At 46.6% G+C, this 25,175-nt stretch carries 31 protein-coding genes; 30 read left to right on the top strand and 1 reads right to left on the bottom strand.

What is annotated here, in order from left to right; all coding sequences use genetic code 11:
* Nucleotides 1-47 precede the first annotated feature (47 nt).
* The 20 genes from LKD36_RS00545 (at nucleotide 48) to thiI (ending at nucleotide 16,069) form a co-directional block, all read left to right on the top strand.
* A complete protein-coding gene (locus LKD36_RS00545) occupies nucleotides 48-710 on the top strand; it encodes a Crp/Fnr family transcriptional regulator (RefSeq protein WP_308458251.1) in 663 nt (220 codons plus the stop codon).
* Nucleotides 711-794: 84 nt separating this feature from the next.
* Nucleotides 795-1,820: a branched-chain amino acid aminotransferase gene (locus LKD36_RS00540; protein ID WP_118769102.1), complete on the top strand. Its 1,026-nt coding sequence runs from the start codon at nucleotides 795-797 to the stop codon at nucleotides 1,818-1,820.
* Between the two features lie 192 nt (nucleotides 1,821-2,012).
* Nucleotides 2,013-2,108, top strand: a complete 96-nt coding sequence (locus LKD36_RS00535) for a putative holin-like toxin (protein WP_308458250.1) — start codon at nucleotides 2,013-2,015, stop codon at nucleotides 2,106-2,108.
* A 365-nt stretch (nucleotides 2,109-2,473) separates the two neighbouring features.
* On the top strand, nucleotides 2,474-3,046 hold the full coding sequence (locus tag LKD36_RS00530) for a chromate transporter (protein WP_308458249.1): 573 nt from the start codon (nucleotides 2,474-2,476) through the stop codon (nucleotides 3,044-3,046).
* Nucleotides 3,043-3,603, top strand: coding sequence for a chromate transporter (locus LKD36_RS00525; RefSeq protein ID WP_308458248.1), 561 nt, complete (start codon nucleotides 3,043-3,045; stop codon nucleotides 3,601-3,603). The genes LKD36_RS00530 and LKD36_RS00525 overlap by 4 nt, the downstream gene beginning before the upstream one ends.
* A 25-nt stretch (nucleotides 3,604-3,628) precedes the next feature.
* The gene (locus LKD36_RS00520; RefSeq protein ID WP_308458247.1) at nucleotides 3,629-4,474 is read left to right on the top strand and encodes a patatin-like phospholipase family protein; all 846 of its coding nucleotides are present in this window, start codon (nucleotides 3,629-3,631) and stop codon (nucleotides 4,472-4,474) included.
* A gap of 314 nt (nucleotides 4,475-4,788) precedes the next feature.
* Complete coding sequence (locus LKD36_RS00515) at nucleotides 4,789-5,184, top strand: zinc ribbon domain-containing protein (protein ID WP_118769106.1); 396 nt, start codon at nucleotides 4,789-4,791, stop codon at nucleotides 5,182-5,184.
* Between the two features lie 8 nt (nucleotides 5,185-5,192).
* Nucleotides 5,193-6,032, top strand: coding sequence for a DUF5685 family protein (locus LKD36_RS00510; protein WP_308458246.1), 840 nt, complete (start codon nucleotides 5,193-5,195; stop codon nucleotides 6,030-6,032).
* Entirely contained in the window at nucleotides 6,032-6,694 is a 663-nt protein-coding gene (locus LKD36_RS00505) for a J domain-containing protein (protein ID WP_334301336.1), read from the top strand. The genes LKD36_RS00510 and LKD36_RS00505 overlap by 1 nt, the downstream gene beginning before the upstream one ends.
* A gap of 44 nt (nucleotides 6,695-6,738) precedes the next feature.
* Nucleotides 6,739-7,881 (top strand): M15 family metallopeptidase, encoded by a 1,143-nt coding sequence (locus LKD36_RS00500; RefSeq protein ID WP_308458244.1) that lies wholly within the window; start codon nucleotides 6,739-6,741, stop codon nucleotides 7,879-7,881.
* A complete protein-coding gene (locus LKD36_RS00495; RefSeq protein ID WP_118769616.1) occupies nucleotides 7,826-8,065 on the top strand; it encodes a hypothetical protein in 240 nt (79 codons plus the stop codon). Before LKD36_RS00500 ends, LKD36_RS00495 begins: the two co-directional genes overlap by 56 nt.
* A 62-nt stretch (nucleotides 8,066-8,127) precedes the next feature.
* A complete protein-coding gene (metA, locus tag LKD36_RS00490; protein ID WP_118769109.1) occupies nucleotides 8,128-9,048 on the top strand; it encodes a homoserine O-acetyltransferase MetA in 921 nt (306 codons plus the stop codon).
* A gap of 14 nt (nucleotides 9,049-9,062) precedes the next feature.
* Nucleotides 9,063-9,905 (top strand): hypothetical protein, encoded by an 843-nt coding sequence (locus tag LKD36_RS00485; protein WP_308458243.1) that lies wholly within the window; start codon nucleotides 9,063-9,065, stop codon nucleotides 9,903-9,905.
* On the top strand, nucleotides 9,902-10,192 hold the full coding sequence (locus LKD36_RS00480) for a hypothetical protein (RefSeq protein ID WP_308458242.1): 291 nt from the start codon (nucleotides 9,902-9,904) through the stop codon (nucleotides 10,190-10,192). The genes LKD36_RS00485 and LKD36_RS00480 overlap by 4 nt, the downstream gene beginning before the upstream one ends.
* Before the next feature lie 169 nt (nucleotides 10,193-10,361).
* Nucleotides 10,362-11,249: a LysR family transcriptional regulator gene (locus LKD36_RS00475; RefSeq protein ID WP_308458241.1), complete on the top strand. Its 888-nt coding sequence runs from the start codon at nucleotides 10,362-10,364 to the stop codon at nucleotides 11,247-11,249.
* On the top strand, nucleotides 11,239-11,901 hold the full coding sequence (locus LKD36_RS00470) for an HAD hydrolase-like protein (RefSeq protein ID WP_118769113.1): 663 nt from the start codon (nucleotides 11,239-11,241) through the stop codon (nucleotides 11,899-11,901). The genes LKD36_RS00475 and LKD36_RS00470 overlap by 11 nt, the downstream gene beginning before the upstream one ends.
* Nucleotides 11,902-11,975: 74 nt before the next feature.
* A complete protein-coding gene (gene prmA / locus LKD36_RS00465; protein WP_118769114.1) occupies nucleotides 11,976-12,932 on the top strand; it encodes a 50S ribosomal protein L11 methyltransferase in 957 nt (318 codons plus the stop codon).
* 13 nt (nucleotides 12,933-12,945) lie between these two features.
* Nucleotides 12,946-13,716: a 16S rRNA (uracil(1498)-N(3))-methyltransferase gene (locus tag LKD36_RS00460; protein ID WP_308458240.1), complete on the top strand. Its 771-nt coding sequence runs from the start codon at nucleotides 12,946-12,948 to the stop codon at nucleotides 13,714-13,716.
* Nucleotides 13,717-13,722: 6 nt separating this feature from the next.
* Nucleotides 13,723-14,877 (top strand): cysteine desulfurase family protein, encoded by a 1,155-nt coding sequence (locus tag LKD36_RS00455; RefSeq protein ID WP_308458239.1) that lies wholly within the window; start codon nucleotides 13,723-13,725, stop codon nucleotides 14,875-14,877.
* Between the two features lie 13 nt (nucleotides 14,878-14,890).
* Entirely contained in the window at nucleotides 14,891-16,069 is a 1,179-nt protein-coding gene (gene thiI, locus LKD36_RS00450; protein ID WP_308458238.1) for a tRNA uracil 4-sulfurtransferase ThiI, read from the top strand.
* 65 nt (nucleotides 16,070-16,134) lie between these two features.
* Here thiI and LKD36_RS00445 read toward each other — a convergent pair whose 3' ends face one another.
* A complete protein-coding gene (locus tag LKD36_RS00445; protein ID WP_118769118.1) occupies nucleotides 16,135-16,368 on the bottom strand; it encodes an HPr family phosphocarrier protein in 234 nt (77 codons plus the stop codon).
* Between the two features lie 99 nt (nucleotides 16,369-16,467).
* Here LKD36_RS00445 and mtaB point away from each other — a divergent pair, with 99 nt between their 5' ends.
* From mtaB to LKD36_RS00395, 10 genes are all read left to right on the top strand, one after another.
* Complete coding sequence (mtaB, locus tag LKD36_RS00440) at nucleotides 16,468-17,766, top strand: tRNA (N(6)-L-threonylcarbamoyladenosine(37)-C(2))-methylthiotransferase MtaB (RefSeq protein ID WP_118769119.1); 1,299 nt, start codon at nucleotides 16,468-16,470, stop codon at nucleotides 17,764-17,766.
* Nucleotides 17,767-17,855: 89 nt separating this feature from the next.
* Nucleotides 17,856-18,119: an IreB family regulatory phosphoprotein gene (locus LKD36_RS00435; RefSeq protein WP_118769120.1), complete on the top strand. Its 264-nt coding sequence runs from the start codon at nucleotides 17,856-17,858 to the stop codon at nucleotides 18,117-18,119.
* Nucleotides 18,120-18,126: 7 nt separating this feature from the next.
* Nucleotides 18,127-18,558 carry a Holliday junction resolvase RuvX gene (ruvX, locus tag LKD36_RS00430; protein WP_118769121.1) on the top strand — a complete coding sequence of 144 codons (432 nt, stop codon included), beginning with the start codon at nucleotides 18,127-18,129 and terminating at the stop codon, nucleotides 18,556-18,558.
* A 3-nt stretch (nucleotides 18,559-18,561) separates the two neighbouring features.
* Entirely contained in the window at nucleotides 18,562-18,819 is a 258-nt protein-coding gene (locus LKD36_RS00425; RefSeq protein WP_308458237.1) for a DUF1292 domain-containing protein, read from the top strand.
* 69 nt (nucleotides 18,820-18,888) lie between these two features.
* Nucleotides 18,889-20,553, top strand: coding sequence for a ribonuclease J (locus LKD36_RS00420; RefSeq protein WP_118769123.1), 1,665 nt, complete (start codon nucleotides 18,889-18,891; stop codon nucleotides 20,551-20,553).
* Between the two features lie 19 nt (nucleotides 20,554-20,572).
* Entirely contained in the window at nucleotides 20,573-20,956 is a 384-nt protein-coding gene (locus LKD36_RS00415; RefSeq protein WP_308458236.1) for an endolytic transglycosylase MltG, read from the top strand.
* Nucleotides 20,953-21,594: an O-methyltransferase gene (locus LKD36_RS00410; RefSeq protein WP_308458235.1), complete on the top strand. Its 642-nt coding sequence runs from the start codon at nucleotides 20,953-20,955 to the stop codon at nucleotides 21,592-21,594. Before LKD36_RS00415 ends, LKD36_RS00410 begins: the two co-directional genes overlap by 4 nt.
* A 16-nt stretch (nucleotides 21,595-21,610) precedes the next feature.
* Complete coding sequence (locus LKD36_RS00405) at nucleotides 21,611-22,840, top strand: peptidase U32 family protein (RefSeq protein ID WP_308458573.1); 1,230 nt, start codon at nucleotides 21,611-21,613, stop codon at nucleotides 22,838-22,840.
* Nucleotides 22,841-22,922: 82 nt separating this feature from the next.
* Nucleotides 22,923-23,546 carry an RNA polymerase sporulation sigma factor SigK gene (sigK, locus tag LKD36_RS00400; RefSeq protein ID WP_308458234.1) on the top strand — a complete coding sequence of 208 codons (624 nt, stop codon included), beginning with the start codon at nucleotides 22,923-22,925 and terminating at the stop codon, nucleotides 23,544-23,546.
* A 94-nt stretch (nucleotides 23,547-23,640) separates the two neighbouring features.
* Nucleotides 23,641-25,170, top strand: a complete 1,530-nt coding sequence (locus LKD36_RS00395; RefSeq protein ID WP_118769127.1) for a YifB family Mg chelatase-like AAA ATPase — start codon at nucleotides 23,641-23,643, stop codon at nucleotides 25,168-25,170.
* The last annotated feature ends 5 nt before the right edge of the window (nucleotides 25,171-25,175 follow it).

Here is a 25,175-nt window from a genome sequence, read left to right as displayed (position 1 = left end):
CTATAGTGTGAACAACAAATCGGTTGAAAATACAACGAGGTAAGAAAATGAAAGAAATGTTATCCGTTTTGCGGACATCAGGAATTTTTTTCGGAATTTCCGAGGAAGAGACAGAAAAAATGCTTCATTGCCTGGAAGTGCGTCCGGAAACTTATCAAAAAGACGAATATATTTTGCGGGCAGGAGACCGGGTAGAAGCTTTTGGAGTGGTAATCACAGGAAAAGTGATGATCATTCAGGAAGATTTCTGGGGAAACCGGAATATTCTTGCTGCAGTGGGAGCGGGACATTGTTTTGCAGAAACCTTTGCCTGTTCTCCGGGTGCTGTACTGAATGTAAGTGTCATTGCAGAAACCAATGTGCAGGTGCTTTTTTTGAATGTTAAGAGAATTCTTACTACCTGCCCGTCCACCTGCAGTCATCACAGCCGGATGATTCGCAATCTGTTATCTGAATTGGCCGAGAAAAATCTGCGCCTTAATGAAAAAATTACTCACCTTGGACAGCGAAGCCGCCGGGCAAAGATTTTATCATACCTTTCGGCAGAAGCACAACGCCATGGCAGTGCGGAATTTGACATCGCATTTTCACGCCAGCAGCTGGCAGATTATCTGTCTGTGGACCGGAGCGGCCTTTCCATGGAACTAAGCCGGATGCAGGAAGAGGGATTATTGGAATATCGGAAGAAGCATTTTGTACTGAAATCTTGACACTGGTTTTTGAAAAGCGTATCATAAAGCAAGATAAGTCATCGCAGACATCATCTATATACATAGGAAAGGAAGTAAAGTGTGATGGAAAAGAAAAACATTGACTGGGGCAACCTTGGTTTTGGATATATGCCAACCGATAAGAGATTCGTTGCCAACTATAAAAATGGAGCATGGGATGAAGGTGCTCTGATTGACGATCCAATGATTACCATGAGTGAATGTGCCTGTGTACTTCAGTATGCACAGACCTGCTTTGAGGGAATTAAAGCTTATACAACCGAGCAGGGTAAAATCGTTACCTTCCGCCCGGATCTGAACGCAAAACGTATGGCAGATTCTGAGAGAAGACTGCAGATGCCGGTATTTCCGGAAGATCGTTTTGTACAGGCAGTTGTAGATGTTGTAAAAGCAAATGCAGCATATGTACCGCCTTATGGAAGCGGAGCAACGCTGTATATTCGTCCGTATATGTTTGGTATTGATTCTGTTATTGGTGTAAAACCGGCAACTGAGTATCAGTTCCGTATCTTTACTACTCCGGTAGGTCCGTACTTCAAAGGCGGAGCAAAACCGATCACCATCCGCGTATCTGATGTGGACCGTGCAGCACCTCATGGAACCGGCGATATCAAGGCTGGTCTGAACTACGCAATGAGCCTTTACAATATTGTAGATGCTCACAACAAAGGATTTGATGAGAATATGTACCTTGATCCGGCTACCAGAACTTATGTTGAGGAGACCGGTGGTGCCAACTTCATCTTTGTAACCAAAGACAATAAAGTCGTAACTCCGAAGTCTAACAGTATCTTACCGTCTGTTACCCGTCGTTCTCTGATGGTAGTAGCAAAAGATTATCTGGGACTGGAAGTAGAAGAGCGTCCGGTTGCAAAAGAAGAGCTGAAAGATTTCGCAGAGGCTGGTCTGTGCGGAACTGCAGCAGTTATCTCCCCGATCGGAAAGATCGTAGACCACGGAACCGAGATCTGCCTGCCGAGCGGTATGGAAGAGATGGGACCGGTTACCAAGAAACTTTATGATACTCTGACCGGAATCCAGATGGGCCGCATTGAGGCACCGGAAGGCTGGATCAAAGAGATTATGTAATTTTAAACGAAATGCTAAAAACTGCCATTATGCGGGAAAATTCCTGTGTAATGGCAGTTTTTTGTGAAGATAAAATTGTACGTTATGTAATATTATGATATACTATTTGCATGAGAAGCAAATGTACATAAATATTGCTAGGTTAGATTAGGTGGAAGCCTCCCATACTTGAAAAGAGGGGAGGTGGTGCGAATGGATACATATGAAGTATTAAGCCTGTTGTTTTTGGGCGGTTCATTTCTGCTTGCGCTGCTTGCCTACATAGATAGGATTAACAAGCGAAAATAAATAAGCCACCTACGTCTTGACCGGACAGGTGACTTATTTTATCAACCTTGGAGGCAACCACAATGTGTGCAGTTGCTTCTCTCTATTTGTATTATAATATGAGTTACTTAAACTTTCAAGCGTCCCTTGCAAAAATCTTTATTTATGAGATAATATACGTTGCAGTTTACAGGTGATTATGTGGATGAAAGTGACAGCCTGTGAAAGGAACGTCCGCAGTCCCGGTACTTCATGAGAACGAGCGGCAGCGATGTTTGAATGTTAGTACCGCTGGATCGAGGACTTAGCGCGAGCGGTTCCGCTCACAGGCTGTCACTTTCATCCGCTTAGCCACAATATCTATAAAGAAACAGTAGGAGCATATTATGAAAGAAAAGAACAACGTCCATCTGCTGCGTTCTCTGTTTTTATCAACATTTTATTTGAGTGCCTTCACCTTCGGAGGCGGCTATGTGATTGTGACATTGATGAAACGGAAGTTTGTGGATGAGCTTCACTGGATAGATGAGGATGAAATGCTGGATCTGGTAGCTATTGCCCAGTCGGCGCCGGGGGCCATTGCGGTGAATGGAGCCATTGTGGTGGGCTACAAGCTGGCCGGAGTGACGGGACTTCTGACGGCAGTGCTGGGGACGGTGCTTCCGCCGTTTTTAATTCTGTCGGTGATCTCGGTCTGCTATGAAGCATTTCGTTCTATGACACTGATTGCCCTCATGCTGGAAGGCATGCAGGCAGGTGTGGGAGCTGTTATCGCATCCGTAGTCTGGGATATGGGAAGCGGCATTACAAAGGAAAAGGACACGGTCAGTATACTGGTCATGATTGCTGCATTTGCCGTTTCCATGATTTTTAACATTAACGTGATCTTCATCATTCTGGCAGCGGGAATTTTAGGATTTGTCAGAACTATGCTGCGAAGAAGGAGGGGGCAGGTATGATTTATTTACGTTTATTTTTGAGCTTTCTCCAGATCGGGGCATTCAGCTTCGGAGGCGGCTATGCAGCCCTCCCACTCATTCGTCATCAGGTGGTGGAGGCAAATGGCTGGCTTCAGTTGTCGGAATTTACGGATCTCATTACCATTTCCCAGATGACCCCTGGTCCCATTGCCGTCAATTCAGCTACATTCGTAGGGTTAAAAGTGGCAGGAATTCCGGGAGCAGTGGTATGTACGCTGGGATGTGTGCTTCCGTCCTGTATTTTGGTATCATTGATTGCAAAGTTATATCTCAAATATCGTTCCATGGATCTGCTGCAGGGCGTGTTAAAAGGTCTTCGTCCGGCAGTCGTGGCGCTCATTGCGTCTGCAGGTGTGGATATCATGGTGTCTGCGTTGAACATCGGTGGACAAGGCAGAATAAAACTGCAGATGGCAGTGATTTTTGCTATTTGTCTGGTATTGCTCAGGAAGAAATGGAACCCCATTCTGGTGATGGTACTGGCAGGTGTCATGCAGGTGATTTACGGATATATAATGATGTTGATGGGAATATAGACAGATAGTAAGGAGGAGTCAGAGTATGAAAACAGGACTGGTACTGGAAGGCGGCGCCATGCGAGGCATCTATACGGCAGGCGTGCTGGATGCATTTCTGGAGCAGGACATCAAAGTGGATGGCGTGATCGGCGTATCCGCAGGTGCGGTTCATGGATGCTCTTATGTATCCGGACAGCACGGGCGCAGCATCCGTTATTATTTGAAATATATGAAAGATCCCCGGTTTATGAGTTTCCGATCACTTCTGAAGACGGGTAATCTGGTAGAGACAGAGTTCTGCTATCATGAACTTCCGGATAAGCTGGATATCTTTGACCGGAAGGCTTTTGAAGAGTCACCGATCACCTTTTATGTGACCTGTACCAATGTGGAGACTGGAAAAGCAGAATATATCCGTATGGACAACATGGATGAGATCGACTATATGCGGGCATCTGCTTCCATGCCGCTGGTGTCCCAGATTGTGGAAGTGGGCGGCATGAAGCTTCTGGATGGCGGTGTGGCAGACAGCGTGCCTCTCGATGCGTTCCGAAAACTTGGCTATGAGAAAAATATCGTGGTACTGACCCGGCAGAAAGGCTATCGGAAGAAACCCTCTTCCATGGCATTGGCAGGAAGAATTTACCGGAAGTATCCGGCTTTTGTGGAAGCTATGAAGGAGCGTTATCAACATTATAATGATACGATGGATGAGATTGACCGCTTGGAAGAGGCGGGGGAGATTCTGGTCATCCGGCCAAGCTGTGATCCGGACATTGGACGAATGGACAAACGTCCGGAGAAAGTTATGAGTGTCTATCAGTTGGGATATGCGGACGCACAGGCAAAGATGGAAGCGGTCCGAGAGTTTTTTGCAAGGAGTTTTTAAAGCTACAGTTCATAGATATGAATTGGGCAGTTGGAAGTGATAGGCTGCGAAAGGAACGTCCGCAGTCCCGGTACTTGCTGAGAACAAGTCAAAGACGATGTTCGAAGCTTAGTACCGCTGGATCGAGGACTTAGCGCGAGCGGTTCCGCTCGCAGCCTATCACTTCCAACTGACTGATTTAGACGTGTGAACCGCAACTCTTTAGAAAATTTCATAATTTTTTCATTGTTTTTTCACGGTCTTTGTTTACAATGGATTTATATGCAGATTGTAAATATATATATTAAAAAGGGTAAAAGAGGAGTTTTGGCAGTATGAGAGACAAAATCTATCGATTTATGCAGGGAAGATATGGAACGGATGATTTCTATAAATTCCTTTTCTGGGTTGCGCTGATTGGGATTGTGATTAACTGGTTTTTCAAAAGTCAGTTGCTGAGCTTTGCGGTAACATTAATCCTGGTATATGCCATGTATCGTGTGTTATCCAAAAATCACAGCGCCCGTTATGCGGAAAATCAGAGATATCTGCAGGCAACAGCAAAAATCCGTTACTGGTTTGATCAGCAGAAGAAACTGATGGAAGAGCGTAAATATCACCATATTTATACCTGTCCGAAATGCAGACAGAAGATCCGGATTCCGAAGGGAAAAGGTAAGATTATGATCCGCTGCCCGAAGTGTCATCATGAGTTTCAGAAGAGGAGTTAGGAAAATTCATGTTCGGATACATTGTGGTACATAAGCCGGAACTGAAAGTAAGGGAATATGAAACCTATCGTGCCAGTTACTGTGGACTTTGCCACAGCCTGAAGAAACAGAGCGGGAGAATCGGACAGCTGACTTTAAGCTTCGATATGACATTTCTGGCGCTGCTTCTGACAGGTCTTTATGAACCGGAGACGGTGACAAAGAGTGCGCGCTGTATTGCCCATCCTGTGGAAAAGCATTTTTACCGGGAAAACCGGTATTTTGACTATGCGGCGGATATGAATGTTCTTCTTACCTATTATAAATGTCTGGATGACTGGCAGGATGAACGGAAACTGACAGCCTGTCTGTTTGGACAGGCATTAAAAGGAAACGTAAAGAAGCTTGCCGAAAGATACGAGAGACAGAGCAGATGCCTCAGAGATAATCTGGCGGCACTTTCCGCGTATGAAAAAGAAAAACAGTACGATATTGATAAAACTGCTGGATTTTTTGGAGCAATTATGGCAGAATTGTTCGTGTACGCGGAAGATGAATGGGCAGAGAAACTGCGGCGTATGGGATTTTATTTCGGAAAATTCATTTATCTGATGGATGCCTATGAAGATATAGAAGAAGATCTGAAACAGGGACGATACAATCCTTTTACAGAATTATATAAGAAAGAAACTTTTGAACAGGACTGCCAGCAGATTCTGAAAATGATGATGGCGGAGACATCAAAAGTATTTGAGCAGCTTCCGATTCTGGAAGATGCGGAGATTCTGCGTAATATTTTATATGCTGGAGTATGGACAAGATATGGTCAGATCCGGTGCAGAAGAAAGGAAACAAAGAAAGAAGCATGATGACAGATCCATATGAAGTGCTCGGACTTAAAAGGGGCGCTTCGGACGAGGAGATAAAGAAAGCATACCGGAACTTAAGCAGAAGATATCACCCGGATGCCAATATTAATAATCCGAATGCTGCACAGGCGGAAGAAAAGTTTAAACAAGTGCAGGCGGCTTATGACCAGATCATGAAGGAAAAGGAGCAAGGCTATTCCGGTTACGGAAGTACCAACGGCTATGGAGGCTATGGATATGGCGGAGCAGGATATGGTTCCGGTGGAACGACAGGAAGTACTGATGAATATACCATGCATTTGAATGCAGCCATGAATTATATCCGGGCAGGACGTTATAATGAGGCATTAAACGTACTTTCCGGAATGGAGCAGAAGAATGCACAGTGGTATTATCTGAGTGCTATTGCCAATAATGGTCTCGGTAATAATGTAGTGGCGCTGGAGCATGCAAAACAGGCGGCAGCCATGGAGCCGGGAAGAATGGAATACCAGGCACTGGTTTCTCGGCTGCAGGGCGGCGGAGGATGGTATGACCAGATGAGTACACCGTATGGCGGCATGCAGGTCATGGGAAATGATTTCTGCTGTAAACTGTGTCTGGCAAATATGATGTGTAATCTCTGCTGTTTTGGAGGCAGAGGAGGCATGTTCTGCTGCTAGGCGAAAAGAGAAGATAGAAATAGATACAGGGACAGATGAGGAATATGAATTACAAATTGGGAAAAAGAAAAGTGGCGCTGCTGATTACGGCAGCGCTTATGTTCGGTACGGGAACAATAAATGTAACGGCGGCTGACGCCCAGGCGGTAGCGGAGGCTCAGGCAGCAGCAGACGCCCAGGCGGCAGCGGAGGCTCAGGCGGCAGCAGAAGCCCAGGCGGCAGCGGAGGCTCAGGCAGCAGCGGAAGCCCAGGCGGCAGCAGAAGCCCAGGCAGCAGCAGAAGCCCAGGCGGCAGCGGAAGCCCAGGCAGCAGCAGAAGCCCAGGCGGCAGCAGAAGCCCAGGCGGCAGCAGCGGCCCAGGCAGCGGCAGCTGCCGGACAGACTCCGGCGGACAGTAATACTACTCCGCAGCAGGATACTGGAAGCGCAGCGGAGAGTACTCAGAAACCGCAGCCCGCTACCAGTGCAGGAAACAGTACCGACAGTAAAAAAGAGAAAAAGACAGTTGTCTCTGCACAGCTGAAAAAAGATATTGAAAATTCACTGGAGCCCGATGCAAAAGATGCTATTATCAACGGATACTTAAGTCTTTTAAATAAGGATTATATTCTGCGGGATGAACTGGATCTTGATCTGGTTAGCATTGGTAACGGGCATCAGCTGGAACCTCTGGCAGCAGAAAAACTGACAGAGATGGTAAATGATGCAAAGAAAGACGGAGTAAATATCAACGTTACATCTTCCTACCGTACTTATGCAAAACAGGTGGATCTGTTTAAAAATAAGATTGCACGCCTGGAGAGCAGCGGTTATTCCCATGAAAAAGCAGTGAAGGAAGCCGGCACAGTTGTGGCAGTGCCGGGCACCAGCGAACATCAGCTGGGACTGACCGTGGATTTTGTGACACCCAGCTACAAGAAGCTGGATGAAGGTATCCGCAATACCAAAGAATATCAGTGGGTGGATGAACATGCATGGGAATATGGATACATTATAAGGTATCCGAAAGAAAAGTCAGAGATTACGGGAATTATTTCTGAACCGTGGCATCTTCGGTATGTGGGGAAACCGGCGGCAAAACTGATGAAGGACCAGAATTTATGTCTGGAAGAATTTCTGGGGGTGGCATACGATGGCCAGAGAGATGGAATTTCGCATGGAGCGGGATGGGCTAATACAGGCCGGTGATCATGTAGAACTGAAAGAAGATACCGCGAATACCATGGCGGGCATTATGTATTACTATACGATCAAGGACGCTATTGCCATGTCAAATAATACGAAGAAAAAACTGCATCGATTTGACGGTACAGTAAAATCCATCGAAGCCAGTGAGAGTTACTGGACTGTGACAGTGGAGATTGAAGAATGAACTCGCGCAGGCTGCCGAAGTGTGATATGATGGAAGAATCAAAAGAGAAGAGGAATTAGAATATGCCAATCAGAATACAGAATGATTTACCGGCAAAGGAAATACTGGAGAAGGAAAATATCTTCGTCATGGATGAGACCAGGGCGTTAAGCCAGGAGATTCGTCCGCTGAAGGTGGGAATCCTGAATCTGATGCCGCTGAAAGAAGATACGGAACTTCAGTTATTAAGAAGTTTTTCCAATACACCGCTGCAGGTGGATGTGACTTTTATTACGGTGAAAACCCATGAATCCAAGAATACAGATAAGAGTCATCTGAACAAATTTTATCAGACATTTGATGAGATACGGAAAAAAAGATTTGACGGACTGATCATCACTGGAGCACCGGTGGAACAGATGAAATTCGAAGAAGTGGATTACTGGACAGAGCTTCGAGAGATCTTTGCATGGTGCGAGTCTCATGTGACATCTACCTTATATATCTGCTGGGGGGCGCAGGCAGCGCTTCATTATTATTATGGTCTGGAGAAGGTACTGCTTCCGCAGAAACTGTTTGGACTTTACACCCACCGTGTCATGAATCGGAAGGAGCCGTTGGTGAGAGGCTTTGATGATTATTTTGTAGCACCCCACTCCCGGCATACGACAATTCCGAAAGAAGCCATCGAGGCATGTGAAGATCTGAAGATCATGGCAGAATCCGAGGAGGCAGGTGTGTTCCTGTGCATGGCGGAGAACGGAAAGAAAATTTTTGTTATGGGACATCCGGAATATGACCGGATAACACTGGGAAAAGAGTACAGAAGAGATAAGGACAAGGGTCTTGATATTCAGGTACCGAAGAATTATTTCCCGAATGATGACGATACGCAGCGTCCGGCTCTTCAGTGGAGAGCCCATGCCAATACATTGTACACAAACTGGCTCAATTATTATGTTTATCAGCTCACTCCGTATGTATGGGAGGACGATAAAGAATAACAGGAGGTTTCGGTATGGAAGAAGAACGCAGAAACGAATATGAAGCAGGGCCGAAGAAGAAAGGCATGTCTGCGGGGGCAAAGGCAGTGCTCATCATCTGCATTGTACTGGCGGTACTGGCACTTACCTTCACGGGGATCATTATATTTGTCACGGTAAAAAATATTTCTTCTATATCATCCTCACAGCCAGAACTGCCGCAGGATTTCTATGATTATGGCAGCAACTATGGTTACGATCTGTACACACCGGATGCGGATGATGAGTATTACGAGGAATTGACAGATGCGACAACAGATGGATTAAGCTATCAGGTGGAGTGGCATCAGGAAACGGCATATCCGCATGATTCGGATGAAAATGCCTATCTTTCGCTGTATTACCCGACTTTTTCAGGAGATCATGAGGAACTGCTGGAATCCATCAATGGGAAAGTAAGGGAGATGATTCATCGGTATGATGGCAGCTATACGGAGGACAGGGCTGTGGTAAGTACGGTGGTCTATGTTACTCTCATGGAAGAAGACCGCTTAAGCCTGGTCTGCAAATATAAAGTGTCCGGGAAAAATGATTATTATGGACTGGATGCGCTGAATATGGATATGACTACCGGAACAGAGATTCCAAACAGTACTCTTCTGGAAGTGGATGATACGCTGGTGACCAGATTCCGGGTACAGAATTCCAAACAAAATGGAAGTATTACTTGGCTGGATGATATGTCTGACGAAGAACTGCTGAAAATTCTTTCTGATGATGAGAAACGTGTGGTGTTTCTGACACCGGTGGGAACCGAAGTGGGAGTAAACACAGATGACGGATGGGTGACGGTGACGTTTAAGGAGAATTCGCTATGATAGACCGGATTGATCTGTTTCATCTTCCTTTTTATAAGAAAGAAGCCTTTACCGGATCAGACCGGGGACTTCGGTTCTGGATTGGGAAGACGGATACGAGGGAAGAAGGCGCAGAGGAGGAAAAGCTGGTACTGAGGGTAATTCTCTGGCCGGAACCTTTTGCCTTAAAGCATACGCCGGATGAACAGAAGGTGACGAGAGACTTTCCTTTTTCGGAAGAAGGACTGGATGAGATTTATGAGTGGATTCTGGGAGAAGGGCGAAGCCTGGTCAGTCTCCCGGAATGAAAAAAGGAAAGCATTACTGCCTTCCTTTTTTCATCGCAAACACATTTATACAACAAAAGGATATATCCACTGTTGACTTTATGCTTTTATTTTATTATAGTTTTATAGATAAGTAAAATTCATTATTTTCATTTTGAGAATGAAAATGATTCAAGGAGAAGAATATATCATGACATTACTGTCTTACCAGGTATTTATGGCGGTGGTGGAGCAGGAAAGCTTTCAGAAGGCTGCGCAGGTGCTGCAGCTGACACCGTCGGCAATCAGTCACGCAGTGGCCGGAATGGAATCAGAGCTGGGATTTCCGTTGTTTATCCGTAGCAAGCAGGGCGTATATCTTACAAATTATGGAAAGGAACTGTTTCCCTACATAAAAAATGTACTGAACAGCGATGAGTATCTGCATCAGGCAGTGGCTCAGTTCAATGGACTTCAGAAAGGAGTCGTACGGGTCGGCGTGTTCAACAGCGCATGCGTGGAGTGGATGCCAAGTCTCCTGAAAGGGTTTGAACAGGAATACCCCAATGTGCAGCTGGATATTTATCAGGGGACTTACGATGATGTCTATCACTGGCTGAAGGACGGCGTGGTGGACGTGGGATTCCTGTCTGCATCCAGCGTGGGAGAACTGGCCAATGACCCGATCTACAAAGATCGGATTGTGTGTGTGGTGCCGAAGGACTTTAAGACGGAACATCCGGGTTATATTACAATCGAAGAGCTGAAAAAACAGCATTTCGTCACACAGCGGGAAGGCTGTGATGCGGATGTGAATAACGTTATGACGAAATACGGCCTCCCGGGCGGTGGCGGAAGCTACATTGTGGACGACATGTCCGCTATTTCCCTGGTCATGGGCGGTTATGGTGTCTGCCTGGTTCCGGAGCTGGTCATGAGAAAGATGCCGTTTCCGGTAGATATCTATCCGCTGGAGGTAAAGGAGGAGAGAACCATTGTACTGGCCTATGCAAGAGGTGATGTCTTTGCTCCTGCAGTCAGCAGAGTGCGGGAGTATATTCTGGAACAGTTTGAAGGGGAATTGAATCATGAAGTATAAATATCTGCTATTTGATCTGGATGGGACTCTGTGGGATTCCAGAGAAGGCATCACGAAAGCGGTGGTCTATGCGCTGGAAAAGATGGGGTATCCGGTGCCGGAGCAGCAGGAACTCAGTAAATTTATCGGCCCGCCGTTGACGGAAGCTTTTCCGGAGTACTGTGGGATGACGCTGGAAGAGGCAAGACAGGGTGTGGCATATTTCCGGGAGTATTTTTCTGAAAAAGGTATTTTTGAAAATACACTGTTTCCGGGTGTGAAAGAGATGCTGAAAAAACTGAAAGAGGATGGAAGAGTGCTCTGTACGGCGTCTTCGAAGCCGGAAGTCCATATTGAGACCACTTTCCGAAACTTCGGAATCACGGATGATTTCGACTATATCTGTGGGGGATCCCTGGATGAGAGCCGGTGTGGAAAGCCGAAAGTGATTGAGGAACTGTTAAGGAGAATCGGGCTTACGGAAGAAGAGTGGAAGACCAAAGCACTGATGATCGGAGACCGGAAATATGATGCGGAAGGCGCGGCGCTCTTTGGTATCCCGTGTCTTGGAACTTCTATGGGATTTGCCCCGGAGGGAGAGCTGGAAGCAGCCGGTGTCTGCGGAATTGTCCACAGCATTGAAGAAATGACGGAATATATTCTTGCCAGATAAAGTCAAGTTGAATTTCGACAGGTTTTATGATAAGATAAAAGATCGGATTGGATCGGTAAAAGGAGGAATGCCCCATGAAATGGAATAAATATACACTGACAACCACCGCAGAAGCGGAAGATATGATCAGCAGCATGATGATGGAAGCCGGTATTGAGGGAATTGAGATTGAAGATAAGGTTCCCTTAAGTGAGAGTGACAAGTCCCAGATGTTTGTGGACATTCTCCCGGAAGGCCCGGCAGATGACGGTGTGGCAAAGATCAGTTTTTATCTGGAGCCGGATGCTGACAATGCTGCTATGCTCAAAGCAGTAGAAGAAGGTCTGGAGGAGATCAGAAGCTGGGGCATCAATATCGGTGCGGCAACCATTGAAGCTTCCCAGACAGAGGATAAGGACTGGATCAATAACTGGAAGCAGTATTTCCATCAGTTCCATGTGGATGATATTCTGATCAAACCGTCATGGGAGGAAGTGCAGCCGGAAGATCGTGAGAAGCTTCTGATTCAGATTGACCCGGGCACGGCATTCGGAACGGGTATGCATGAGACCACACAGCTCTGCATCCGTCAGATCAAAAAGTATGTAACAGAGGATACGGTGCTTCTTGATGTGGGAACCGGAAGCGGTATTCTTTCTATTGCGGCTCTGAAGCTGGGTGCCAGATATGCCTGCGGTACGGATCTGGATCCCTGCGCCATCAATGCGGTGAAGGAAAATATGGAAGTGAATGGCATTCCGGAGGACAAGTATACGGTGATGCTTGGAAATATTATTGATGATAAAGAAGTGCAGGATGCAGTCGGCTATGAAAAATATGACATGGTAGTAGCCAATATTCTGGCTGAGGTACTGGTGCCACTGACACCGGTGATTCTGGCACAGATGAAACCGGGCGCACTTTACATTACATCCGGCATTATTGATGATAAGGAAGAAACTGTAGTAGAGGCTGTGAAAAAAGCAGGACTTGAGGTTCTGGAAGTGAACCATCAGGGCGAGTGGGTGTCTGTGACTGCCCGTAAGAACTAAGGAAAACGGATTTATGTATCATTTTTTTGTAGAACCCGGACAGGTGCATGATAATTATGTGGAAATTCTGGGCGGAGATGTGAACCATATGAAAAATGTGCTTCGCATGAAGCCGGGTGAAAAGATCATCATCAGTGATGGATTTGGACATGAATATAGCTGCAATGTATCAGAATTGACAGAAGATTCTGTTCGCGCGGAGATTTTGGAACGTCGGGAAGTGTCGGTGGAACTGCCGTCCAGGCTGGTCTTGTTCCAGTGCCTCCCGAAGGGAGACAAGATGGAGTTGATCGTCCAGAAAGCGGTAGAACTTGGAGCATCTGCGGTAGTTCCAGTTGCTTCCAGACGCTGTGTGGTGAAGCTGGATGCAAAGAAGGCGGATAACAAGGTAAAACGCTGGCAGGCAATTGCCGAGAGTGCGGCAAAGCAGTCCGGAAGGGCACTGATCCCGACGGTGGAGCCAGTGATGGATTTTGCATCGTCGCTGAAAGCCATGAAGCAGTTCGACAAAGGTCTGATTCCCTATGAATGTGCGGATGAAATTCTGGAGGACGGACAGACAAGAGTATCTGCAATGGATCAGACCAGAGCGCTTCTCTCAACGATTGAGAGAGGACAGACGGTGGGAATTCTTATCGGCCCGGAAGGCGGACTGGAAAAATCGGAGGTGGCTGCTGCAATGGAGGCAGGCATTCATCCGATAACATTAGGAAAAAGAATTTTGAGAACGGAGACGGCAGGACTTTGTATTCTGTCCGTACTGATGTTCCAACTGGAGGTTTAAGGAAACATGGAGGCATATCTGGATAATTCAGCCACCACAAGATGTTCTGCGAAGGCAGCAGAGATGGTGATGAAGGTTATGAGAGAAGATTTTGGAAATCCCTCAGCTCTTCATACAAAAGGTGTGGAAGCGGAACACTATGTAAAAGAGGCACGTGCATTTTTTGCAAAAAATCTGAAGGTGGATGAGAAAGAAATCTGCTTTACTTCCGGTGGAACAGAATCCAACAATCTGGCCCTGATCGGAACGGCCATGGCGAACCGGAGAGCTGGAAATCACCTGATCACTACGTCTGTTGAACATGCTTCAGTGGATAATACTATGAAGTATCTGGAGGAACAGGGATTTCGTGTCACTTATCTGCCAGTGGATGAATACGGAGTGGTATCTCTGGAAGCGCTGAAAGAGGCGCTGTGTCCGGAGACGATTCTGGTATCTGTGATGTATGTGAATAACGAGGTAGGAGCGGTGCAGCCGGTGGATGAGATCGCCAGAATCGTAAAAGAGCATAATCCCAATACTATTTTCCATGTGGATGCGATTCAGGCTTATGGAAAATACCGGATTTATCCGAAGAAAGAGGGTATCGATCTTCTGTCGGTCAGCGGACACAAGATTCACGGGCCGAAAGGAACCGGATTTTTATATGTCAATAGTAAAGTAAAGATTCACTCCATCGTATTTGGAGGCGGTCAGCAGAAAGGACTTCGTTCCGGTACAGAAAATGTGCCGGGAATTGCCGGAATGGCAGAGGCAGCAGCGGAATGTTATGAGAATCTGGAAGAAAAAATCGACCGTCTGTATGCACTGAAGGATCGGTTTGTAAGCCAGGTGTCGGCTCTGGAAGGTACGAAAGTCAACGGACATACCGGAAGAGACAGCGCACCGCAGATTGTCAGTGTCAGTTTCAGGAATGTGAGAAGCGAGGTACTGCTCCATGCGCTGGAGGAAAAAGGAATCTACGTATCTGCAGGTTCTGCATGCTCTTCCAATAAGCCGTCTGTCAGTCGGACGCTGAAGAATATGGAGATTGACAAGGAACTTCTGGGCAGTACGCTCAGATTCAGTTTCTGTTTTGATACCACAGAAGAAGAGATTGATTACTGTATAAAAGAGCTGGGAGAACTGCTCCCGGTACTCAGACGATACGTTCGTCGTTAAGAAGGAGAACTGTATGTTTCAGGCATTTTTGATTAAATATGGAGAGATCGGCGTCAAGGGGAAGAATCGTTATGTGTTCGAGGATGCCCTTGCAGACCGGATCAGACAGGTGTTAAAGGATGTGGAAGGCTTTTTCCGCATCTCCAAGGAAAAAGGAAGAATCTATGTAGAGGCAGAGGGTGAATTTGATTATGAGGAAGCAGTGGCTGCACTGCAGAGAGTATTCGGAATTGTAGGAATCTGTCCGGTCGTTATCGTGGAGCGGGAAGGTTTTGAAGAACTGTCTTCCCATGTAATGTCTTACGTAAGAGAAATGTACGGCGGACAGAAGAAGACGTTCAAAGTACACACACGCCGTGCCCATAAAGGATTCCCCATGGAGTCCATGGAGATCAATGCGGAACTGGGCGGAAGAATTCTGGATGAATTCCCGGAGATGACAGTTGATGTGCACAAGCCGGATGTCACCATTCATATTGAGATCCGCGGCAGAATCTACATCTATTCCGAAGTAATTCCGGGACCGGGCGGTATGCCCCTTGGAACCAATGGACGTTCCATGCTTCTCTTATCCGGCGGTATCGACAGTCCGGTAGCAGGATATATGGTGGCAAAACGAGGTGTTTACATTGATGCCGTTTATTTCCATGCGCCGCCTTACACCAGTGAGAGAGCAAAGCAGAAGGTAGTGGATCTGGCGAAAAAAGTAGCAGCTTATTCAGGTCCGATCCGCCTTCATGTAATCAACTTTACGGATATCCAAATGTATATCTATGATCAGTGTCCCCATGACGAACTGACGATTATCATGCGCCGCTACATGATGAGAATTGCACAGCAGATCGCAGAAGACACCGGATGCCTGGCACTTATTACCGGTGAGAGTATCGGCCAGGTGGCAAGTCAGACAGTTCCGAGTCTTGCGGCAACCAACGATGTATGTACCCTTCCGGTATTCCGTCCGCTGATTGCATTTGATAAAGAAGATATCGTGACGATTGCCAAGAAGATTGACACCTACGAGATTTCTATTCTTCCGTATGAAGACTGCTGTACCACATTCGTAGCAAAGCATCCGGTTACCAAACCGCGTGTGGATGTGATTCGCAGATCAGAGAAGGCACTTGCTGATAAGATCGACGAGATGGTAGAAGCAGCACTTGCTTCTGATGAGATTATTGAAGTCGAATAGTTACGGACAAACAAAAAGCCGCAGGAACAAAATCCTGCGGCATGATTATCTGTAAAAGTCAATGATTAATCAACGATATACGGAGCGAGAATATTGAGAATCTCATCTACGTTGGTCTCAGAATGAATATTCAGCTCGATCGGTTTGGAGAGATCCAGACTGAAAATGCCCATGATTGATTTGGCATCAATGACATAACGACCAGATACAAGGTCGAAATCATTATCAAACTTTGTGATCTCGTTTACAAATGCTTTTACTTTATCGATAGAATTTAATGAAATGTGAACTGTTTTCATTGAATGTTCCTCCTATAGTAATTTTTCTTTTCTTTCATATTAATTACTTACGGAGAGAAAGTCAATGATAAAATGAAAAAAAGATTTCGGAGGAAAAATATGAAAAAAGTAGCACTGCATAATCTTGGCTGTAAGGTAAATGCATATGAGACAGAGGCCATGCAGGAAATTCTGGAACAGAACGGATATGAGATAGTGCCATTTGAAGAAAAAGCAGACGCTTATATTGTCAACACCTGTAGTGTCACGAATATGGCAGACAAGAAATCACGCCAGATGCTTCATCGTGCAAAAAAGATGAATCCGGAGGCAGTAGTGATTGCTGCCGGATGTTATGTGCAGTCAGCGGGGGAGGAACTCCTGAAAGATACTTCTGTGGATATTCTCATTGGAAATAATGAAAAAGTGAATCTGCCGTCCATTCTGGAGAACTGGGAAAAGGAGCACAATCCGCTGCATGTGCATGACTTGACAAGAGAGCATACGTATGAAGAACTGACACTGAGCCATACGGCAGGTCACACCCGTGCTTTTATGAAGATTCAGGACGGATGCAATCAGTTCTGTACGTATTGCATTATTCCTTATACAAGAGGGCGAGTCAGAAGCAGACGGCTCTCCGACATTGTGGCGGAGGCAGGACGTCTTGCCGAAAATGGTTATCAAGAGGTTGTTCTTACCGGTATTCATCTGGATTCCTACGGAACGGATCTGGAAGAACATGAGAATCTGCTGACCGTGATTCAGGAGATTGCGAAGATCGACGGGATTAAAAGAATCCGTCTTGGTTCCCTGGAACCGCGGATCATGACGGAGGAATTTGTGGCAGGACTGGCAGCGGAAGAAAAATTGTGTCCGCATTTCCATCTGTCTCTGCAGAGTGGATGCGATGCCACGCTGAAGCGGATGAATCGAAGATATAGTGCAGAAGAATTCCGCCAGTGCTGTGAACGCCTGAGACGGCATTTTGATGACCCGGCACTGACCACGGATGTGATCGTCGGATTTCCGGGCGAGACGGAGGAAGAATTTACGGCGACCGTAGAGTTCTTAAAAGATATCTGTTTCTATGAAACCCATGTCTTCAAATATTCCCGCAGAAAAGGAACGAAAGCAGACCGGATGCCGGATCAGATTCCAGAACAGATCAAAAATCAGAGAAGTGATGTGCTTCTTGCTCTGACTGAAAAAAACAGTGGAGAGTACAGAAAAAAACTGCTGGGACGCACTGTAAAAGTTTTGCTGGAAGAAGAAAGCACCATTGGTGGAACAACATATCTGGCAGGACATACCAGAGAATATGTGAAAGTAGCTGTAGCACCGGAGACGGCGGCAGCCGGAGAGATTATCGATGTAAAAGTGACCGGACTTCTGAAAGACATGGTTCTCGGTGAGTGAATCCTACGAAGTCTGTCGGAAATTTTGCGTTGAATTTTCAGAAAGAGTATAGTAAACTATTGTTAGATTACATTTGGGGACGTGGGACTATGAAAAAACTGGAAAATACACAGTATTTTAAAATTCAGTCCGATCAGGAATTAAAGGTTGGAGATGTTCTTCAGCTGGTCTATCAGGCCATGACCGAGAAAGGGTATGATCCGGTAAACCAGATTGTAGGTTATATTATGTCTGGAGATCCGACCTACATTACCAGCCACAACGGAGCCAGAAGTCTTATCATGAAGGTGGAGCGGGATGAGCTGGTCGAAGAACTTCTGAGAGTATATGTAGATAAAACCGTAAAGGAATGAGTAGAAGATGAGAATTATGGGACTTGACTACGGCTCCAAGACAGTGGGAGTCGCAGTGAGTGACGCACTCCTTCTGACTGCTCAGGCTGTAGAGACCATCTGCAGGACACAGGAAAACAAGCTTCGTAAGACGCTGGCGAGAATAGAGGAACTGTGCCGGGAATACGAAGTGGAACGTATCGTATTGGGTTTTCCGAAAAATATGAATAATACGATTGGGGACAGGGCTGAAAAATCGCTGGAGTTTGCAGAAATGCTGAAACGGCGGACAGGTCTGCCTGTTGTCATGTGGGATGAACGTCTTACAACCGTGGCAGCGAACAGGACGCTTATGGAGAGCGGCGTGCGCAGAGAAAACAGAAAAGAACACATAGATCAGATTGCAGCTGTATTTATCCTTCAGGGATATCTGGACGGAGAGTACAGCAGGAGAAAATAGAAAATGGAAAAATTAGTATTTCAGGGAAAAGATGGAGATTCTGCGGAATTTTATGTACTGGAACAGACCCGTATGAGCGGGGTAAATTATCTTCTGGTAACTGATTCCGAGGAAGATGACGGAGAGTGTCTGATCTTAAAAGATACTTCAGAAGATCAGGACCAGGAAAGCCTCTATGAAATCGTAGAGGATGAGAAGGAGCTGGATGCGGTGCTGACCGTGTTTGAAGAGCTTCTTGACAATGTGGATATTGAAAGATAGGACAAAAGGGAAGTTGTCCTGCAGATATAACTGTTACTTATTGAATGAAACATACAGGAGGTTATTTTTTTGAAAAATGTAAACAATTCAAAATTGCGTATCATTCCGCTTGGTGGACTGGAACAGATCGGAATGAATATTACTGCCTTTGAATTTGAAGACAGTATTGTTGTCGTGGATTGCGGTCTGGCATTCCCCGAGGATGATATGCTGGGAATCGATCTGGTCATACCGGATGTGAGCTATCTGAAGCAGAATCTGAGCAAAGTGAAAGGCTTTGTGATCACACACGGACATGAGGACCATATCGGTGCGTTGCCATATATCCTGAAGGATATCAATGTACCGGTTTATTCAACGAAACTGACGATTGCTCTGATCGAGAACAAATTAAAAGAGCATAATATGCTGAGAACTACCAAGAGAAAGGTAGTACGCCACGGACAATCCATTAATCTCGGGAAGTTCCGGGTAGAGTTTATCAAGACCAACCACAGTATTGCGGATGCCTCCGCTCTGGCGATTTATTCTCCTGCAGGAACTGTTGTACACACCGGAGACTTTAAGGTAGACTATACGCCGGTATACGGAGACAGTATTGATCTGCAGCGTTTCGGTGAGATCGGAAAGAAAGGTGTACTGGCGCTGATGTGTGACAGTACCAATGCGGAACGCCCTGGCATTACCCAGTCTGAGAAGACAGTCGGCCGTACCATGGACACTCTGTTTGCAGAACACTGCAACTCCAGAATTATCGTTGCAACGTTCGCATCCAATGTAGACCGTGTGCAGCAGATTATTAATTCTGCTTATAAGTATAACAAAAAAGTAGTCATCGAGGGACGCAGCATGGTCAATGTTATCTCCACTGCTGCAGAGCTTGGCTATATCAATGTGCCGGATAATACACTGATTGAGATTGAGCAGCTGAACAACTATCCGCCGGAGGCAACAGTGCTGATCACGACAGGAAGCCAGGGAGAATCCATGGCAGCTCTGTCCCGTATGGCTCAGAACCTGCACAGAAGAGTCCATATTATGCCGGGGGATACAGTAATCTTCAGTTCCAATCCGATTCCGGGAAATGAGAAAGCGGTATCCAAGGTGATTAACGAGCTTTCAGCCAAGGGTGCCAATGTTATTTTCCAGGATGCGCACGTATCCGGACATGCATGTCAGGAGGAGATCAAGCTGATCTATTCTCTGGTGCATCCGAAATATGCGATTCCGGTTCATGGAGAGTACCGCCATCTGAAAGCACAGGCTTCCATCGCAGAGCAGCTGGGTATTGAAAAAGAGAATATCTTTGTTATGCGGTCCGGTGATGTGATCGAGATGGATGAAAATTCTGCGAAAATTGTGGATAAAGTTCATACAGGAGCAATCTTTGTGGATGGACTTGGTGTGGGAGATGTAGGAAGCATCGTAATGCGTGACCGTCAGCATCTGGCAGAAGATGGTATTATGATTATTGTCCTGACCCTGGACAAGGGAAGCAATACACTGCTGTCCGGACCGGATATTGTATCCAGAGGATTTGTCTATGTGAGAGAATCCGAGGATCTGATGGAGCAGGCAAGAGCTGTAGTTTATGACGCAGTGGAGAAATGTCTGGACCGTCATATTACGGACTGGGGCAAGATGAAGAACGTGATGAAGGATGCACTGGGAGATTATATCAGAAAGAAGACCAAGAGAAATCCCATGATTCTTCCGATCATCATGGAGGTATAAGAGAGGAAGTTTACGAGGCATGAAGGAAGGAAACTGGATGCTGTCACTGGGACTGTTTCTGCTCAGACTGGCACTCCTGATATTGGTAGTGGTTGGTATCTTTAAAGTTGGCGAATATGCATATACGTACTGCTACAGTGTGGTGTCTGACACGGCGGCGGAAGAAGAACCGGGACGGGATGTCAGTGTATCTGTGACCAGCGATATGTCCGCAGGAAAAGTGGCAAAACTTCTCGAGCGGAAGGGACTGGTAAAAAGCGTAGACGTCTTCAAAATCCAGATGAAAGTAACCGGATATGAGGATAAGATCCAACCGGGAAAGTATGTGCTGAATACGTCCATGAGACCGAGGGAGATGCTGAAGATTCTTGCCGGAGAAGAGACAGAGGAGGATGAGGAATGATTGCAAATGAAAGAATCATCTCCTATATCAATTCCCTGAGCACGGAAGATACGCCGTTTCTGACAGAACTGGAAAAATGGGCGCTGAAAGAAAGGGTACCCATCATCCGGAAAGAGACGCAGAGTTTTTTGAAGATGCTGCTGGTTATGAAACAGCCGGAGCACATTCTGGAGATTGGCACAGCGGTTGGTTTTTCTTCCCTTATGATGAGTGAATGTGTATCGGAGAACTGTACGATCACAACGATAGAAAATTATGAAAAACGAATTCCCATAGCCAGGGAGAACTTTGCCCGGGCAGGGAAGGATCATCAGATTACACTTCTCGAGGATGACGCCATAGAAGTGCTGAAGAGGCTTACCGGCCCCTATGATTTTGTATTTCTGGATGCAGCGAAGGCACAGTATATCTACTATCTGCCGGAACTTTTAAGGATCATGCCAGAAGGAGCTGTTCTGGTATCGGATAATGTGCTGCAGGATGGAAATATTGTGGAGTCCCGTTTCGCAGTAGAGCGGCGTGACCGGACAATTCATGCGCGTATGAGAGAATATCTGTATGAACTGACACACCGGGATGATCTGGTGACTTCGGTTCTTCCGCTGGGAGACGGAGTGACAGTCAGTGTCCGGAAGTAAGAAAGGAATCGATATGATGAGAAGAAAACCGGAGCTTCTGGTGCCGGCCAGCAGTCTGGAAGTGCTGAAGGTGGCAGTCACCTTTGGCGCAGATGCCGTATACATCGGTGGCGAAGCCTTCGGACTTCGTGCAAAGGCAAAAAATTTTTCCATGGAGGACATGGCGGAGGGTATTCGCTTTGCTCATGAACATGGAGTGAAAGTATATGTGACCGCCAATATTTTGGCACACAATGATGATCTGGACGGTGCCAGAGCATATTTTGAAGAACTGAAGGCTATCGAGCCGGATGCACTGATCATTTCCGATCCTGGAATGTTTACCATCGCAAAAGAAGTATGTCCGGAGATTGATATTCATGTGTCTACCCAGGCAAACAATGTCAACTATATGACATTTCTTTTCTGGCAGCGTCAGGGTGCAACCCGTGTGGTAACGGGACGGGAACTCTCCCTGAAGGAGATTCGGGAGATCCGGGATCATATTCCGGACAGCCTGGAGATAGAGACATTTGTACATGGAGCTATGTGTATCTCCTATTCCGGAAGATGTCTTCTGAGCAATTTCTTTACCGGAAGAGATGCGAACCGGGGAGCCTGTACACATCCGTGCCGCTGGAAATATTCTGTGGTGGAAGAGACACGCCCGGGCGAATATATGCCTGTCTACGAAAATGAGAGAGGTACCTATATTTTTAACTCCAAAGATCTCTGCATGGTGGATCATCTGCCGGATCTTGTAGATGCCGGTGTGGACAGCCTGAAGATTGAGGGACGTATGAAGACGGCACTCTATGTTGCGACAGTTGCGAGAACCTACCGCAAGGCACTGGATGATCTGGAAAAAGGCAGAGAGGTCTATGAACAGAACCTTCCGTGGTATGAGCAGCAGATCACTGGATGTACTTATCGTCGGTTTACCACCGGTTTTTTCTACGGAAAACCGGATGAAAATTCACAGATCTATGACAGCAACACCTATGAGAAAGATTATGTCTATCTTGGAATTGCCGGACAGCCGGATGCAGCCGGTGTCTTCGATCTGGAACAGCGCAACAAGTTCTCTGTGGGAGAGACGATCGAGATTATGAAGCCGGATGGACGGAACATTGAGGTGACGGTGGAACATATTCAGGATCTGGAAGGCAATGAACAGGAAAGCGCGCCGCATGCAAAACAGGCGCTCAAAGTAAAACTGTCCAGTGCGCCGGAAGCCATGGATATCTTAAGAAGAAAAGATTTTTAAAGGAAAAAGAAATAAGAGGGAAAGGCACTTCTGCCGGATTTTTACATAAAATGTATTAAATCCGCGAGAGAGGTGCCTTTTTTTGAGGACTTTTCCAAAACCGCTTACGGCTGAAAATGAGAAATACTATCTGAGCAGACTGCGGGACGGGGATGGGGAGGCCAGGCGGATTTTGATTGAATATAATCTGCGTCTGGTAGCGCATATTGTGAAAAAATATCAGTCGGCAGAAGATGATATGGAAGAATTGATCTCTATCGGAACGATCGGACTGATCAAGGCGGTGGACACCTTTGACCAGGAGAAGGCCAGAAGACTTTCTACCTATGCGGCGAGATGTGTGGAGAATGAGATCCTTATGTATATGCGGGCGAAAAAGAAGTATATGAGAGAAACATCCTATTATGAACCCATCGGTACGGACAAGGAAGGAAACGAGATACAGCTGCTGGACATTATGGAGAGCGGGGAACCGGAAGCAATGGAGCAGATCCAGCTGAAGGATGATTCACTGCGTATTTACAGGCTATTGGAGGAACGTTTAAGTGAGAGGGAGCGGCTGGTGTTGATCATGCGCTATGGCCTCTACGGTGGCAGAGAATATACTCAAAGAGAGATTGCGGAACGTCTTGGAATCTCCCGTTCTTATATCAGCAGAATTGAAAAAAATGCACTGTATCGGCTGCGGGAATATTTCCAGGATTGAATCCTGTGTGGAAATATGCTATGCTGTAGGTGTCTAAAATCTGAAATGCAAATCGCATATATTTTCCGAGTTACAATTTACGGAGGAAGCAAAAATGTTCAGCATGATTTTATCAGCTGCAGTCATTGGCGTGGAAGCAAAAGCGGTGCAGGTAGAAGCAGATGTCTGCGACGGACTGCCCATGTTCTGTATGGTGGGAGATCTGTCCACAGAAGTACGGGAGGCGGCAGACCGGGTACGGACGGCTCTGCGGAATACGGGAATCGCCGTTCCGCCAAAACGGGTAACAGTTAATCTGTCACCGGCCCATATCCGGAAAGAGGGAACCAGGTATGATCTTCCGGTAGCAGCGGCACTGCTGGCAGCACTGGGTGTCTTCCCGGCAGAATATGCCAGAAATATCATGATTGTAGGAGAAGTAGGTCTGAACGGGCAGATTTATCCGGTGGATGGTGTGCTGCAGACAGTACTTCTGGCGCGGGAGTTAAAGTGCAGCTGTTGTCTGGTGCCGAAAGCCAATGCAGGGGAAGGGGCGGCGGTACCGGAGATGTCGGTGATCGGGATTGAAAGCATCCGGGAACTTCTGGAGTGTCTTCTGTCAGAAAATGTGAAGAAGAGTCAGAGAACTGAAGTTCCGGCATGGAACCCATCGAGAAAGAAGACCGGAGAAGATTTTCGAGAGGTGAACGGACAGTTTGCAGTGCGCAGGGCAGCGGAGATCGCAGCCGCAGGAATGCATAATTTACTGATGATTGGAAGTCCGGGGGCAGGAAAAACAATGATTGCCAGACGCATGCCATCCATTCTGCCGGAACTGACGTTGGAAGAAAGCCTGAAAATATCGAAGGTCTACAGTGCCTGCGGGTTGTTGGCGGGAAAAGAAGGACTGATGACGGAGCGGCCATTCCGTTCGCCGCATCATACTGTCTCCGCCAATGCGTTGACGGGAGGAGGCAGAAAAGTAAGGCCGGGAGAGATCAGTCTTGCCACGGGCGGAATTCTCTTTCTGGATGAATTGCCGGAATTTTCAAAAAACGCACTGGAAGTTTTGCGCCAGCCCATGGAAGAAGGAAGGGTGGTGATCAGTCGGACAGATGGAACCTATGAGTTTCCGGCAGAGTTTCAACTGGTCGCAGCTATGAATCCATGTAAATGCGGTTATTATCCTGACCGCAGCAAGTGTCATTGCCTTCCGGGAGAAGTGGCGAAATATGTGAAGCGGATTTCCAGGCCGCTTCTGGACCGGATTGATATCTGTGTGGAGATCCCGCGGGTAGAATACAGGGATCTTACTTCCGAAGAAGAAAATGAATCTTCTGCGAAGATGCGAAAGCGGGTGGAACAGGCAAGACAGATACAGGAGAAGCGGTATGAAAAGGCTGGATGGAAATTTAATTCCAGACTTGGTACTGCAGCCATCAGGGAATTCTGTCCTCTGGGAACTGATGAGCAGAAGTTGATGGAACTGGCATTTGAACGGATGAATTTAAGCGCGAGAGGTTATCATCGGGTGATCAAAGTGGCGAGGACCATCGCAGACCTGGCAGGGGAAGAGACAATCCGGGAGCCGCACCTTCTGGAAGCTCTCGGGTACCGCTCGGCGTATCAGAAATTCTGGGAGTAAAAAGG

Source organism: Hominiventricola filiformis, assembly GCF_020686965.1.
In the GTDB taxonomy this organism is placed as follows: Bacteria; Bacillota; Clostridia; order Lachnospirales; family Lachnospiraceae; genus Hominiventricola; species Hominiventricola filiformis.
This window is presented reverse-complemented; position numbering and strand designations above follow the sequence as displayed.

Bases quoted from the DNA above. Each gene is read 5' to 3' on its own strand.
- LKD36_RS00545 (WP_308458251.1), top strand. From the start codon at position 48: ATGAAAGAAATGTTATCCGTTTTGCGGACATCAGGAATTTTTTTCGGA.
- LKD36_RS00540 (WP_118769102.1), top strand. From the start codon at position 795: ATGGAAAAGAAAAACATTGACTGGGGCAACCTTGGTTTTGGATATATG.
- LKD36_RS00535 (WP_308458250.1), top strand. From the start codon at position 2,013: ATGGATACATATGAAGTATTAAGCCTGTTGTTTTTGGGCGGTTCATTT.
- LKD36_RS00530 (WP_308458249.1), top strand. From the start codon at position 2,474: ATGAAAGAAAAGAACAACGTCCATCTGCTGCGTTCTCTGTTTTTATCA.
- LKD36_RS00525 (WP_308458248.1), top strand. From the start codon at position 3,043: ATGATTTATTTACGTTTATTTTTGAGCTTTCTCCAGATCGGGGCATTC.
- LKD36_RS00520 (WP_308458247.1), top strand. From the start codon at position 3,629: ATGAAAACAGGACTGGTACTGGAAGGCGGCGCCATGCGAGGCATCTAT.
- LKD36_RS00515 (WP_118769106.1), top strand. From the start codon at position 4,789: ATGAGAGACAAAATCTATCGATTTATGCAGGGAAGATATGGAACGGAT.
- LKD36_RS00510 (WP_308458246.1), top strand. From the start codon at position 5,193: ATGTTCGGATACATTGTGGTACATAAGCCGGAACTGAAAGTAAGGGAA.
- LKD36_RS00505 (WP_334301336.1), top strand. From the start codon at position 6,032: ATGACAGATCCATATGAAGTGCTCGGACTTAAAAGGGGCGCTTCGGAC.
- LKD36_RS00500 (WP_308458244.1), top strand. From the start codon at position 6,739: ATGAATTACAAATTGGGAAAAAGAAAAGTGGCGCTGCTGATTACGGCA.
- LKD36_RS00495 (WP_118769616.1), top strand. From the start codon at position 7,826: ATGGCCAGAGAGATGGAATTTCGCATGGAGCGGGATGGGCTAATACAG.
- metA (WP_118769109.1), top strand. From the start codon at position 8,128: ATGCCAATCAGAATACAGAATGATTTACCGGCAAAGGAAATACTGGAG.
- LKD36_RS00485 (WP_308458243.1), top strand. From the start codon at position 9,063: ATGGAAGAAGAACGCAGAAACGAATATGAAGCAGGGCCGAAGAAGAAA.
- LKD36_RS00480 (WP_308458242.1), top strand. From the start codon at position 9,902: ATGATAGACCGGATTGATCTGTTTCATCTTCCTTTTTATAAGAAAGAA.
- LKD36_RS00475 (WP_308458241.1), top strand. From the start codon at position 10,362: ATGACATTACTGTCTTACCAGGTATTTATGGCGGTGGTGGAGCAGGAA.
- LKD36_RS00470 (WP_118769113.1), top strand. From the start codon at position 11,239: ATGAAGTATAAATATCTGCTATTTGATCTGGATGGGACTCTGTGGGAT.
- prmA (WP_118769114.1), top strand. From the start codon at position 11,976: ATGAAATGGAATAAATATACACTGACAACCACCGCAGAAGCGGAAGAT.
- LKD36_RS00460 (WP_308458240.1), top strand. From the start codon at position 12,946: ATGTATCATTTTTTTGTAGAACCCGGACAGGTGCATGATAATTATGTG.
- LKD36_RS00455 (WP_308458239.1), top strand. From the start codon at position 13,723: ATGGAGGCATATCTGGATAATTCAGCCACCACAAGATGTTCTGCGAAG.
- thiI (WP_308458238.1), top strand. From the start codon at position 14,891: ATGTTTCAGGCATTTTTGATTAAATATGGAGAGATCGGCGTCAAGGGG.
- LKD36_RS00445 (WP_118769118.1), bottom strand. From the start codon at position 16,368: ATGAAAACAGTTCACATTTCATTAAATTCTATCGATAAAGTAAAAGCA.
- mtaB (WP_118769119.1), top strand. From the start codon at position 16,468: ATGAAAAAAGTAGCACTGCATAATCTTGGCTGTAAGGTAAATGCATAT.
- LKD36_RS00435 (WP_118769120.1), top strand. From the start codon at position 17,856: ATGAAAAAACTGGAAAATACACAGTATTTTAAAATTCAGTCCGATCAG.
- ruvX (WP_118769121.1), top strand. From the start codon at position 18,127: ATGAGAATTATGGGACTTGACTACGGCTCCAAGACAGTGGGAGTCGCA.
- LKD36_RS00425 (WP_308458237.1), top strand. From the start codon at position 18,562: ATGGAAAAATTAGTATTTCAGGGAAAAGATGGAGATTCTGCGGAATTT.
- LKD36_RS00415 (WP_308458236.1), top strand. From the start codon at position 20,573: ATGAAGGAAGGAAACTGGATGCTGTCACTGGGACTGTTTCTGCTCAGA.
- LKD36_RS00410 (WP_308458235.1), top strand. From the start codon at position 20,953: ATGATTGCAAATGAAAGAATCATCTCCTATATCAATTCCCTGAGCACG.
- LKD36_RS00405 (WP_308458573.1), top strand. From the start codon at position 21,611: ATGAGAAGAAAACCGGAGCTTCTGGTGCCGGCCAGCAGTCTGGAAGTG.
- LKD36_RS00395 (WP_118769127.1), top strand. From the start codon at position 23,641: ATGTTCAGCATGATTTTATCAGCTGCAGTCATTGGCGTGGAAGCAAAA.